The 12,795-nt window shown below is 72.9% G+C and carries 8 protein-coding genes; 6 read left to right on the forward strand and 2 right to left on the reverse strand.

Annotation, left to right across the window (positions count from 1 at the left end):
• Nucleotides 1-6 precede the first annotated feature (6 nt).
• Nucleotides 7-2,928 (reverse strand): helix-turn-helix transcriptional regulator, encoded by a 2,922-nt coding sequence (locus ACZ4V1_RS23510; RefSeq protein WP_468339214.1) that lies wholly within the window; start codon nt 2,926-2,928, stop codon nt 7-9.
• A gap of 178 nt (nt 2,929-3,106) precedes the next feature.
• Here ACZ4V1_RS23510 and ACZ4V1_RS23515 point away from each other — a divergent pair, with 178 nt between their 5' ends.
• Nucleotides 3,107-4,027, forward strand: coding sequence for an MBL fold metallo-hydrolase (locus tag ACZ4V1_RS23515; protein WP_468339216.1), 921 nt, complete (start codon nt 3,107-3,109; stop codon nt 4,025-4,027).
• Nucleotides 4,028-4,050: 23 nt separating this feature from the next.
• A complete protein-coding gene (locus ACZ4V1_RS23520) occupies nt 4,051-5,541 on the forward strand; it encodes a carboxylesterase/lipase family protein (protein ID WP_468339218.1) in 1,491 nt (496 codons plus the stop codon).
• A gap of 61 nt (nt 5,542-5,602) precedes the next feature.
• Here the strand turns inward: ACZ4V1_RS23520 and ACZ4V1_RS23525 are convergent, their stop codons facing one another.
• Nucleotides 5,603-6,571, reverse strand: a complete 969-nt coding sequence (locus ACZ4V1_RS23525) for an AraC-like ligand-binding domain-containing protein (protein ID WP_468339220.1) — start codon at nt 6,569-6,571, stop codon at nt 5,603-5,605.
• Nucleotides 6,572-6,977: 406 nt separating this feature from the next.
• Between ACZ4V1_RS23525 and ACZ4V1_RS23530 the strand changes: the two genes are divergently transcribed.
• The 4 genes from ACZ4V1_RS23530 to ACZ4V1_RS23545 all read left to right on the forward strand — a co-directional run bounded on the left by ACZ4V1_RS23530 (nt 6,978) and on the right by ACZ4V1_RS23545 (nt 12,692).
• Nucleotides 6,978-8,216 carry a sensor histidine kinase gene (locus tag ACZ4V1_RS23530; protein WP_468339222.1) on the forward strand — a complete coding sequence of 413 codons (1,239 nt, stop codon included), beginning with the start codon at nt 6,978-6,980 and terminating at the stop codon, nt 8,214-8,216.
• Entirely contained in the window at nt 8,213-8,887 is a 675-nt protein-coding gene (locus ACZ4V1_RS23535; RefSeq protein WP_468339224.1) for a response regulator, read from the forward strand. The genes ACZ4V1_RS23530 and ACZ4V1_RS23535 overlap by 4 nt, the downstream gene beginning before the upstream one ends.
• Nucleotides 8,888-9,288: 401 nt before the next feature.
• The gene (locus tag ACZ4V1_RS23540; protein ID WP_468339226.1) at nt 9,289-10,152 is read left to right on the forward strand and encodes an ABC transporter ATP-binding protein; all 864 of its coding nucleotides are present in this window, start codon (nt 9,289-9,291) and stop codon (nt 10,150-10,152) included.
• Nucleotides 10,149-12,692 (forward strand): FtsX-like permease family protein, encoded by a 2,544-nt coding sequence (locus ACZ4V1_RS23545; protein ID WP_468339228.1) that lies wholly within the window; start codon nt 10,149-10,151, stop codon nt 12,690-12,692. The genes ACZ4V1_RS23540 and ACZ4V1_RS23545 overlap by 4 nt, the downstream gene beginning before the upstream one ends.
• The last annotated feature ends 103 nt before the right edge of the window (nt 12,693-12,795 follow it).

The raw sequence follows: 12,795 nt of genomic DNA on the forward strand, positions 1-12,795 counted from the left end.
CTTCCGTCACGCGTGGTCGTATGCCCCGACGGCGGTCCGGCCCGGTTCGCCGTCATGCCCCGTGCCGTGGGCGGGGGGCAGCCCTGGTGGCTGGTCCCCCGTACTCGAACAGTGTCCAGCCTGCGAGGGCCCGCCTCGCAACCCTGCTGGGCCGCCGCGGCGAGGGTCCCCCTCGACGAGGTCGCGCAGCTGGGAACGGGCGGTGACGCCCAGCTTGGGGAAGCTGCGGTAGAGGTGGGAGCCGACCGTGCGCGGGGAGAGGAAGAGCTTCTCGCCGATCTCGCGGTTGGTCAGTCCGCGGGCGGCGAGCCGGACGATCTGCTGCTGTTGCGGGGAAAGTTCGGCGAGTGCGTCGGGTGCCGTGTCCGCGACATCGAGCCCGGCGGCGCGCGATTCGGCCCGGGCACGCTCGATCCACGGGCGCGCGCCCAGCCGACGAAAGGTCTCCAGGGCCTCGGTGAGCGGCCCACGCGCCTCCGCGACGCGCCGACGGCGCCGCAGCCACTCGGCGAGGTCGAGCAGGGTCTGGGCACGTTCGAAGGGCCAGTACTCCAGTACCGGATCCGCCAGAGCCGCCCGGAAGTGCGGTTCGGCGTCCTCCGGGTCCGCCAGCAGGCCACGCGCTCGGCTGATCAGCGCGCGCAGGCGGGGTGAGGCGTTGTCCGCCAGCGCACGTGCCGAGCGCTCGACGATCGCGACAGCCTCCTCGTGGCGGCCGCAGCGCACAGCGGCGGCGGCCAGATCCGCGAGGGCCGGGTAGGAGGCGTGGTAGTGCACGGGCGCGCCGTCTGCCGCGAAGACCATGCGGAGTCGGCCGTACGCGGTCTCGTAGGCGCCCTCCGAGGCCGCCGCGGCACCGAGCGCACGATGGGCGTAGACGGCGACCGAGCGGCTTTCCAGCGGATCGATCAGGGCGAGCGCTTCCTCGGCGCGAGCCCGCGCCGAGGACGCGTCGCCCTGGAAGGCCAGCAGGGTGGCGTCCACGGTGGCCGCACAGGCCACGGCGTGGTCGAGGCCGGCCGCCCGGCCGACCGCGGTGGTACGGGCGCAGGCCGCACGGGCCTGTTCCCACCGTCCTCGCTCCACATAGGCCCAGGCGACCGCGCCGCCCAGCCCCTCGGGCAGTGCTCCCCGCAGCTCCCAGCGGTCGAAGGCCTCGTCGAAGGCGCGGACGGCGTGCGGGGTCTCGTCCAGGAGCCACGCCATGATCCCGACGGCGGTGAGCCGCTCCGGCCGGTCCACCGCCTCGGCCGTCAACCGCGGCAGCAGGCAGACCAGTCGGGCCCGGTCGTCGAAGGGGTCGGACACCGCCCTCACCCACGTGCGCAGGCCTGCGTCCGAGGCGTGCGCGGGAAGGCGCCGCAGGATGTCCCGGACGCGGTGGCGCTGGGTGTCCTCTCCTGAGTAGAAGCGGACCACGGCGGCGTCGGCCAGGAGGTCCAGCGCGGCCGCGGGCTGGGGGACCGCCAACTCCTCGGCCGCCGCGGCCAGCCGGGAGAAGACCACGGTGTGGCGCACGGTCAGGACCGCCAGCCGACCGGCCTGCACGGCGGCGGAGGCCAGCAGGGCCGCGTCGTCCGTGCGCGTGTGCGCCGCGGCGACCAGTTCCTCGACCCAGGCGATGTCTCCGGTGAACACGGCCGCCGCGGCGGCTTCGACCAGTAGCCGGGCACCGTCCTCGCGCCGCGGTGCGAGCTCCGCGGCGCGCTGCAGGGCCTGGGCCGCCGCCGTATGGCCGCCGCGACGGAGGGCCCGCCCGGCGGTCCGCTCCAGCTCCGCCGACACGGCAGCGTCCGGGTGCGGGCAGGCGGCCGCAAGATGCCAGGCACTCCGGTCCGGTTCGGCCCGCAGCATCCCGGCGAGCGTGAGGTGAGCCTCGCGCCGGGCGTCCGGGGAGGCGGCGTGATACACGGCGGACCGGACCAGTGGGTGGCGGAACCGGACGTCGCGGCCGGTCCGCCGAACCAGCCCGGCCTGCTCGGCCGGCAGCCAGGCCGCGTCCTCGGCACGCGGCAGCCCCGCCGAGACGGCGATCGCGGAGTCGGCGCTGTCCATGGCGGCCAAGAGCAGCAGCGCCCGCGTGGCCGAGTGGGGGAGGCCGTCCAGACGGGCGGCGAAGACCCGCTCCAGACGATCGGTCAGCCGAAGCGGTCCCGCGGACGGCGGCCCCGCAGCCGTGTCCTGGGCTGTGGCCGTCCTCGTCAGTTCCACCAGCGCCAGCGGGTTGCCGCCTGCCTGGTCGAGGATCCGCGACCTGATGTGGCCGGTGGGGACCTTCGGCTGCAGGTCCAGCAGCCGATTGGCCGCAGCGGCGTCGAGCGGCTCCAGGGTGAGCATCGGCACACGACGGTCGAATCCCGGAAGGTGGTCGCCGCCACGGGCCCCGATCAGCATCGTGACCGGTTCACCTTCCAGCCGTCTGGCAGCGAAGGACAGCGCGTCAAGGGAAGCACGATCAAACCACTGCGCATCGTCCAGCACCACGAGTACCGGACGGTGGTCGCCCAGGCCCGACAACAGGCTCAGGACGGCGACCGCGACCAGCATGGGATCGGGTCCCGCCGTGGCCGGCCCCTCGCCGAAGGCGTCCCGCACCGCCGCGCGTTGCCTCCCCGGCAGTCCGTCCACCTCGGCCGGCACCGGCCGCAGCAACTGATGCAGTGCGGAGAACGCCAGGCTGGTCTCCGACTCGCTGCCCTCGGCACGTAGTACGCGAGCACCGCCGGTTTCAGCCCGGCGCACCGCGTGCTCCAGCAGCGCGCTCTTGCCCGTGCCCACATCACCGACCAGCATCAGCACCCGGTCGGCCGACGCCCGGTCCACCGCACGAAACAGGCGTGCCAGTTCAGCGTCCCGGCCCACGATCGGCTCCGCCGTATCCGACTCAGCTCTCAGGGCAGCACCGCGGTCGGCTGTGTGCTCGTCCACGGAGCCTCCCGGCATTGCGGCATTCGATCGGAGTGGCCTTGCTCCGGCCCGTCCAGGCTACAAGCGGCGCCGGTCCAGTGCCCGGGCGGTGCGCGGGTGCAGTCACCTGACGGATACCGGGCGGGCCGAGGCCGCTTCTACGGTTTCGGGAAAGCCTCCCCATTCCCAAGGACGCCTCATGGAACAAGAACACATCACGCTCGGCAACGTCACCATCACGCGGGTATGGGAGTACTTCGGTTCTGTCGAGATGACACCCGACACCTTCTTTCCCGGAAGTCCGAAGGAAGTGTGGAACAGCGGCTCCTCCTGGCTGGCCTCACATTTCATCGACTCCGAGAGCAATACCGTCAATTCCGCGATCCAGACCTGGCTGCTGCGCAGCGGAGGCAAGACCATCCTCGTCGACACCGGCGTGGGCAACCACAAGGACCGCCCGTACGCGCCGGTCTGGAACCGTCTCGAAACAGGCTTCCTGGACAATCTCGCGCGCGCCGGCGTCGAGCCCGAGGACGTGGACATCGTGATCAACACGCATCTCCACGTCGACCACGTCGGTTGGAACACGTATCTGAACGGCCGGCAGTGGGTGCCCACCTTTCCCAACGCCACCTATCTGATGCCGAAGGACGACTTCGACTTCTGGAACCCCGAGAACGGCCACAAGCCACTGCTCGGCCGCGGCAACCAGAATGTCTTCGAGGACAGCGTGGCCCCGGTGCACCAGGCCGGCCGGACGCTGCTGTGGGAAGACAGCCACCGGATCGACGCCGACCTCCGCCTCGACGCGGCCCCCGGACACACTCCCGGCTCCTCCGTACTGACCCTCACCTCCGGGACGGACCGCGCGGTGTTCGTCGCAGACATGCTGCACAGCCCCGTGCAGATCCTCGAACCCGACGCCAACAGCTGCTTCTGCGAGGACCCGGCGGGCGCCCGCGCCACCCGCCGCAGGGTTCTGGGCTGGGCGGCAGACAACAACGCGCTCGTGATCCCCGCGCATCTGGGCGGCCACGGCGCCGCCGAGGTGGCACGCGAGGGGGACAAGTTCGCCATCAAGCGCTGGGCACCCTTCGCCCCGTACACCGAGCAGGCTTGAACTCCTGCGGAAAGACACGAGACATGAGCAACCACCCCGGCCCCGTCGTGACCACGGCACAGGGAGCCGTCCGCGGCCTGCGCCGGAAAGACACGGCCGTCTTCCTCGGCATCCCCTACGCCGCTCCGCCCCGCGGCGCCGGCCGATTCGGGCCGCCCCAGCCGCACGAGCCGTGGGACGGCGTACGGGACGCCACCGTGCCGGGACCCAACGCGCCGCAGTCCGAGCGCCGGCTCGGCGGCGTCGACATGTCCCCCTACTTCGGCACGGGCTGGAGCCGCGGCGAGGACTACCTCACCGCCAACGTCTGGGTGCCGGCCGCCGCGAACGGCGGCCTGCCCGTCATGGTGTTCGTGCACGGCGGCGGATTCGTCGCCGGTTCGACACGGTCCGCGCTGTACGACGGCTCCGCCTTCGCCCGCGACGGCGTCGTCCTCGTCACCGTCAACTACCGGCTCGGCATTGCCGGGTTCCTCGACATACCCGGCGCGCCCGCCAACCGCGGGCTGCTCGACGTCGTCGCCGCGCTGCGCTGGGTGCGGGAGAACATCGCCGCGTTCGGCGGCGACCCGCACAACGTCACCCTCTTCGGCCAGTCGGCCGGGGCGACCATCGTCGGCGGCATCCTCGCCGCCGAGGAAGCCGACGGCCTCTTCCACCGGGCGATCGTCCAGAGCGGCAGCGGCCTGGGGGCGTTCACCACCGAGCAGGCCGCCCGTATCACCAGGGCGGCAGCCGACGCCCTGGGCATCGAACCCCAGGTCGACGCTTTCGCCGGCATCTCCGACGACCGCCTGGTCGAGGCCGCCTCCCGGCTCACGGGCATCGGCCTGCGGACCGAGACGCACCATGACCCGCTGATCGGGCTCAGCCCCTTCAGCCTGGTCCTCGACACGCAGCCCGCCGAATCCGTCGCCGCCGGCCCGAGCAGCGACGTCCGCCTGCTCATCGGGACCAACACCGAAGAGGGACACCTCTATCTCGTTCCGGTGGGCAAGTACGCGACCTCGACCGCCGGAGACGTCGATGACGTGGCGGCGCGCTCGCACCCGGAACCGGCCCGACTCGTCGAGACGTACCGCAAGGCACGTCCCGAGGCGTCCTTCGGCGAACTTCGCTCCGCCATCCTGGGCGACGCACTGTTCGGGGCGGGCAGCCGGGCCTTGGCCGGCGCACATGCCGCCCACCCCGAATCCGCCACCTACGCCTACGAGTTCGCCTGGCGCTCCCACGCCCTGGGCGGAGAGCTCGGCGCGACCCACGCGGTCGAGCTGCCCTTCGTCTTCGATACCGCCCACCTTCCGCGGCTGCACGGCTCCGCCGCCCTGCTCGGCCCCGACGAACCTCCCGCGGGTCTCGCCGCCCGTATGCACGGGGCGTGGGTCCGCTTCGCCAGGACCGGCGACCCCGGCTGGGACCCGTACGACGACGAGCGCCGGGCCACGATGCGCATCGACACCGAGTGGGCCCTGGTCGACGACCCCCGCAGCCAGGAACGCCAGGCCTGGCGCTGACCGTCCGGCCACGACTCCCCGGGGCGGGGCCGGCCGTGCGGACGCGGCCGCTGGGAGGCCGTCACTCGGCGGAGCGGGGATGGTTCTGGTCGCGCCAGGCCCGGGGCGAGACTCCGTAGGCCTGTTTGAACACCTTGCTGAAGTGGGTCGCGTCCGCGAAGCCCCAACTCCGTCCTGTCGCCGCGATGGTCCGCAGCCGGCCGTTCGGGCCGGCCAGCTCCCGCCTGCATTCGGCCAGGCGGCGTGTGCGGATCCAGTCTCCGAGGCTGATGCCCGACCGGGACAGCACCGCGTAGAGGTGACGTACGGAGATGCCGTGCGCGGCGGCGATCCGTGTCGCCGACAGGTCGGGATCGGACAGATGCTCCCGGATGTACTGAGTGATCCGCAGTCCGAGTGTCTCCTCGAGAGGGCCCCTGGCCAGGCCGGCGTCGCCGCGCTGGGCCGTCAGGACGGCGCGGAGGAGTTCGACGCTGGGCTCCACGACCGCGTCGGCGTGCACGCCCTGGTGCAGTTCGTCGGTGACGGCCAGTTGGGAGAAGTAGGTGAAGGCGAGGCGCGCAACGGGGTTGTCGGGTCCCAGGGGGACCGCGGTGACGTCTCGCAGTAACCGGTCGGGGAGCGCGAGTGCCGCGCGGGGGAAACGGATGAAGCGGTGGTCGACTCCTTCGTCGAAGAGAAGCGTGTAGGGAGCGATCGATTCGTAGACGGCGCATTCACCCGGCCTCAGCAGGCACTGGCGACCGTTCTGCACCACCATGCTGCTGCCCGTCATCTGAACACCGAGAGAGACGGCCGGCTCCTCGTCCTCCCGGGCGAGCCGCTCCGTCCGGCGGATCCTGACCGCGGTCGCCCGCGCCGAACAGATCCTGATGGGCCCCACGGCGCCGAGCCCTATGCGAACGGAGATGTCCTCAGCCGGAGGACGGTGATTGATATCGACTGCCACCATGGATTCCCACACCGCGTTCCGGACTACTTCCTCCCGGTCCCGCGGCGGTATGAACGCGGTGTCCAGGACCGGGCTCATGAGACAGACCTTCGTATGCGTCGGTCATTGAGCGGGCCTGAAAACAGATCGAACCATTCCCCCACAAGCCACCCCTCGACACGGACGATTCCCGAAATCAGTTTGGCAGCGCTCGATCTTGCCGCGCAATGGCTTCGGCGGGGCGCAGACAGGGGTACCTCCGCGGGCTTGCGCGGTTGGCCCTGATGACAAGCGACAAGCGACAAGCGACCGGCGACCGGCGACCGGCGACAAGCGTCAAGCGACAAGAGACGAGCGACGAGCGACGAGCGACGAGCGACGAGCGATCAAGACACAAGCTCTGGCCCACCCCCTACCGGGGTTCACTCCCGACTTGGCCCCGCAGGGCTGCGCACGACAGCCGCGCGTGTCCTGACGCCGTCCCGCCGCACCTAGGCTGGTGTCCATGATCGCACTGAAGGAGGGACGCCCGCGCGCGCTGTTGGCGGGGGCTTCACGTCGGTGGGTACGGCTGCTGCCGTGGGGCGTGGCGTTCGTGTTGTGCGTCGCCCTGCTGCCCACCACGATCCGGGTGCTCAGCGTCGACTACGGCCTCAACGGCGGCATCGCGAGCGCGCTGGCCGTTACGCAGTCGGCGCCGCTGCTGCTCGCCGTGGTCCGTCCGCTGCAGGCCTGGTACGTGGTCTTCGCCGCGGACGTGGCCGGGGCGCTCGCCCTGCTCACCGTCGACTTCGAAGCCCGGCTCCTGTGGCCGTTCCCGCCCATGGAGATCGTCGGGTACGTCGGCCTCTGCCTCGCCCTGGGCCTGCGCGAGCGGCGCCGGACGCTGTTGCTGGTGTGGCTGGCGACGGCGGGCGCGGGCGTCGGCCTGGAGTTCGTGGTACCCCACGGAACGAACGGCAACAGCACACTGCTCACCATTCTCAGCGGCGTCACCCTCGTGTTGGGCGGTGCGCTCCGTGAGCGGCACGAGGTGCAGCGCAGGCTGGCCGAGCAGGAGACGATCAGCGAGGCCGAGCGCGGTCGCCGGACACTGCTGGAGGAACGCGCCCGGATCGCGCGCGAGCTGCACGACGTGGTGGCGCACCACATGTCCGTCATCACGGTGCAGGCGGACACCGCGGAGTACCGCCTCGACCGCCTGCCGCCGGATGCGCGGAAGGAGTTCACGTCCATCGCGGCGACCGCCCGCGAGTCGCTCGGCGAGATGCGCAGGCTCCTCGGCGTCCTGCGCAACGAGGACACGCACGGCGAGCTCGCCCCCCAGCCGGACCTGACGCAGATCGCGCAGCTGGTGGAAGCGACGGCGAGGGCCGGCGGACCGGTGGACTTCACACCCTGCGACGCCGACGTACCCGAGGCGGTGGGCCTGTCCGCGTACCGGATCGTCCAGGAGGCCCTGGCGAACGTCGTGCGGCATGCGCCGGGTGCCCCTACGCGGGTGTCGTTGTCGGTGTCGGAGCCCACTTCGGAGGACGGCGCGGAGCTCACCGTACTCGTCGTCAACGACCCGCCGCCGGAGCAGCCCTCCGCGCCGCTCGAGGTGGGCGGCACCGGGCACGGACTCGTCGGCATGCGCGAGCGGGTACGGATCATCGGCGGCACCCTCGACGCGGGGCCGCTGCCGGACGGGGGCTTCCGGGTCGCCGCCCGACTTCCACTGACCGAAAGGGACTTCACGTGACGACGCGTGTCATCATCGTCGATGACCAGGCCATGGTGCGGGCCGGCTTCGCCGCGCTGCTGGCCGCCCAGAGCGACATCGACGTGGTGGGCGAGGCCCCCGACGGCGCGCAGGGCGTCGAGCTGAGCCGGCGGACCCATCCCGACGTCGTGCTGATGGACGTCCGCATGCCCGAGATGGACGGCCTCGAGGCCGCGCGCCGCCTCCTGTCCCCGCCGCCGGGCGTGACACACCGGCCGCGCGTCCTGATGCTCACCACGTTCGACGTCGACGACTACGTCTACGAGGCGCTGCGGGCGGGCGCGAGCGGCTTCCTGCTCAAGGACGCGCCGCCGGCCGACCTCATCGCGGCGGTACGCGTCGTGGCCTCGGGCGACGCGCTGCTCGCCCCGTCCGTCACGCGCCGCCTCATCGCGGACTTCGCCAAGCAGCGTCCCGCCGCCCGGGGCAAGCCCGCGCAGCGGCTCAAGGGTCTGACGGAACGCGAGACCGAAGTCCTCACCCTGGTGGCCCGCGGCCGGTCGAACGGGGAGATCGCGGAAATCCTGGTACTGGCCGAGCAGACGGTGAAGACGCACGTGAGCCGTGTCCTCACCAAGCTGGACCTGCGCGACCGCGCCCAGGCGGTGGTCTTCGCCTACGAATCGGGATTGGTGGCCCCGGGCGAATAGCACCGCCCCTGAACCGCGAGCACGCCACCACCGGGTCGGGACGGATCGCTCCCGGCCGGCGAAGTGGATGCCTCGCCGGGGGTACGCACCGGCTCCGGCACCGGGCGGCAACGAGGCGTAGCCGCCGGCACGCCCCGCCCGCGGTGCCCCGGCCGGCCCGCCTCCGGCCGGCCCGCCTCCGGCGCGGCCCGGGGTTCCGCGGGTTCCGCGGGTTCCGCGGGTTCCGCGGGCTCCGCCCTTGCAACCGGGCGGGTGACCGCGGGCCGGGGGAGGGCCTGCCCCTCCTCCACCCCCTACCGCGGTAGCACCTCCACATTGGCTCCCGGGTATGACGCCCGGCGTGCAGCCGCCCCCGCACTCTTCACCCCGTCACAGAAGTGCGCGTATGAGGGAGACGGGACATGAGGCTACGCAGCGGCAAGCGGCAGAAGACGGACAACCGGCTGGGGACGGACAACCGGCCGGAGGCGGACGACCGGCGCGAGGTCCCGGCCGCGACGCCCGGTCTCGCCGTGGAGCTGCGCGGTGTCCGGCGGCAGTACGGTCGGGGGGCGGGTGTCGTGCACGCGCTCTCGGGCGTCGACCTCGCCCTGCCGCGCGGCACGTTCACCGCCGTCATGGGCCCCTCCGGATCGGGCAAGTCCACCTTCCTGCAGTGCGCCGCCGGGCTCGACCGGCCGTCGGCGGGATCCGTGCGCCTCGGTGGTACGGAGATCACCGGTATGAGTGAGAACGAGCTCACCGAGCTGCGCCGCAGCCGCCTCGGCTTCGTCTTCCAGGCGTTCAACCTGCTGCCGTCGCTGACCGTGGAGCAGAACGTGCTGTTGCCCATGCGCCTGGCCGGACGGCGCCAGGACCGCGGCCGTGCGGCCGCCGTACTCGCGCAGGTCGGGCTCGACGGCAAGGCGAAACGCCGCCCCGGCGAGCTGTCCGGCGGCCAGCAGCAGCGCGTGGCCGTCGCCCGCGCCCTGGTCACCAGCCCGGACGTGGTGTTCGCGGACGAACCCACCGGCGCTCTCGACACCGGCACCGCCGCCGAGGTCCTCGGCCTGCTGCGGAACGCGGTGGACGCCCTCGGGGCCACCGTCGTCATGGTCACCCACGACCCGGCCGCGGCCGCCTGGGCCGACCGAGTGCTGTTCCTCGCCGACGGAGCCTTCGCCGACCATCTCGAGCGCGGTTCGGCGGAGCAGATTGCGGCACGGATGGCCGTGCTCACCTCCCGCACCTCCCGCGCGGGTGCGATGGCAGGTGTGGCGGCATGAGGCGTCCCAACGGACTCGCCCGTGAGGCCGTCCGCTTCAAGCCCGCGTCCTTCGCGGGGACCTTCCTCGCGCTGCTGATGTCCGCACTGATCGTCTCGGCCTGCGGAATCCTGCTCGAGACCGGCCTGCGCGCGTCGGTGCCGCCGGAACGGTACGCGAAGGCGCCTGTCGTCGCGGCGGCGGACCAGTACGAGTACGTCGTCACGGGCAGCGGTGAGGACCGGGAGAAGGAGGCGACCCCGCTGCCGGACACCGCACGGGTGGACGCCGGGCTGGCGGCGAAGGCAGCCAACGCGCCGGGCGCGGCCACGGCCGTCCCGGACTTCACCTTCCCCGTGCGCGTGGCGGACGACGGCGCCGGCCCCGGCGCACGCGGACTGCCCGTTCCGGGCGGTGTGCTCACCGCGCACGGATGGGGCTCGCACGCCTTCACCGGTACCGCGCTGACCACCGGTTCCGCGCCCCGCGGGGGCGAAGTCGTACTCGACGCGGGTACGGCCCGCGCCGCGAAGGCGGCCGTCGGTGACACCGTCGTGCTGCAGACCGCCGCCGGGCAGCGGGACTTCCGCGTAGCCGGCGTCGCCAAGGCCGGAACCGAGGACACCGTCCGGGACACCGGCGCCGGGGGAGCCCTGGCCTGGTTCGCCGACGCCGAGGCCGCCACGCTCGCCGGGCACCCGGGCAAGGCCGACGCCATCGCCGTGCTGGCGAAGCCCGGCACCGATGCCGACGTCCTGGCCGGCTCCGTGACGAAGGCCCTGGCCGGCTCCGGAGCCCAGGTGCACACCGGCGACGACCGCGGCGCGGTCGAGGATCCGGGCCTCGCCTACGCCAAGCAGACGCTCTTCGGGATCGGCGGCTCCTTCGGCGGCATCGCCGCCATCGTCGCGGTCTTCACCGCCGCCGGCACCGTCGCGCTCTCGGTCGGTCAGCGCTCGCGCGAATTCGCCCTGCTGCGTGCCGTCGGCGCCACCCCACGGCAGATCCGGCGCGCGGTCGCCTCCGAAGCACTCCTCGTCGCGCCGCTCGCCGGGATCGTCGGCTGTCTCCCCGGCATCGGCCTCGCGCACTGGTGGTTCAGGCAACTGCAGAACCGCGGCGCCGTCCCGCAGGCCGTGGACCTGCACGTCTCGGGGCTCCCACTGCTCGCCGCGGTCGGCATGGGGCTGCTCACCGCGCTCGGCGCCGGCTGGACGGCGGGGCGCCGGCCCGCGAAGGTCAGGCCGGGACAGGCGCTGTCGGAGGCGTCGGTGGAGCGGCTGCGGCCCGGCGTCATCCGTACCGTCCTCGGTGTCGGCGCCCTCGTCGGAGGCGCGGTCCTCACCGGCGTGTCCGCCCGCTCCGCGGGGGATGACGCGGCGGGCGCAGCCCTCGGCGTCGTCATGTGCTTCATGCTCGCCGTCGGGCTGCTCGGCCCGCTGGTGGCGCGGCTGTGCGCGGGCCTGTTCGGCCTCCCGCTGCGCGGCGCGGGCCCGGCCGCCGAGCTCGCGGCCGCCAACTCCCGCACCAACGCCCGCCGCCTCGCCTCCGCGATCACTCCGATCGTGCTCGCCATGGCCTTCGCCTCGACCCTCGTGTTCATGCACACCAGCGAGACCCACGCCGCCGACAAGCAGCTGCGCGCGGGCATCACCGCGGACCACGTGGTGACGGACCCGGTGGGACTCCCGGTGGACGCGGTGGCGCACGCCGCCCGCGCCCCCGGGGTGGAGGCGGCCGTGGGCCTGCTGAACACACAGGTACTGGTGCCCGTCGGCTCCGGCGAGTTCGCGTCACTGCAGGGCGCGGCGACCCAGGGCGTCACCGGCTCCGGAACCGAGCTCGCGAAGGTGCAGGATCTGGACGTACGCGACGGCAGCCTCGACCGGCTCGGCAAGGGCCGTATCGCCATCGACAAGACCCTGGCGACCTCGGCGGACGCCGGCGTCGGCGACCGGCTCCCGCTCTACCTCCCCGACGGTACCGAGGCCCGCCCCGAGGTCGTCGCGGTCTACGGCCGCGGCCTCGGCCTGGCCACGGTGACCATGGACCGGGCGTCCCTGGCCGGGCACGTCACCTCGGGCTTCGACAGCACGCTGCTGGTACGGGGCGGCTCGGCGGAGTCGCTCGCCGCCCTGGGCGAGGTCACCGACGCGTCGGGCTACGCGACCGAGCAGAACCTCGACGCGAAACTGGGCGCCTGGACCAGCAACACCATGGCCGCGGTCCTCGGCGGCTTCGCCGCCGTCGCCGCCGTCAACACCCTGGTGATGACGGTCCTGGACCGCCGCCGCGAGCTCGGCACGCTGCGCCTCGTGGGCTCCACCCGGAGTCAGGTGCTCGCGATGCTCCGCTGGGAGGGCCTGCTGGTCTCCGCGGTGGGTGTGGTCCTCGGCTCCGCGATCGCCGCGGCCACGCTGATCCCGATGATGAACGGCATGACCGGCGAGGCGCCGTACGTGCCCCCGCTGGTGTACGGATCCTTCGCGGTGGCCGCCGGCGGCCTGGCACTGCTCGCGGTCACCGTGCCGGCCCGGGCGGCGCTGCGCCGCTGGTCGTAGCACGAGCCCACGGGGCGCCGGCCGGCAGCACGCCGGCTTGCGTCCCGTCCCACCTCTCAGGCAGCGGGCGGCAGCGCCACGCGTACGGCCGCCCTGTTGCTTC

This window comes from Streptomyces sp. NPDC028991 (assembly GCF_055564775.1).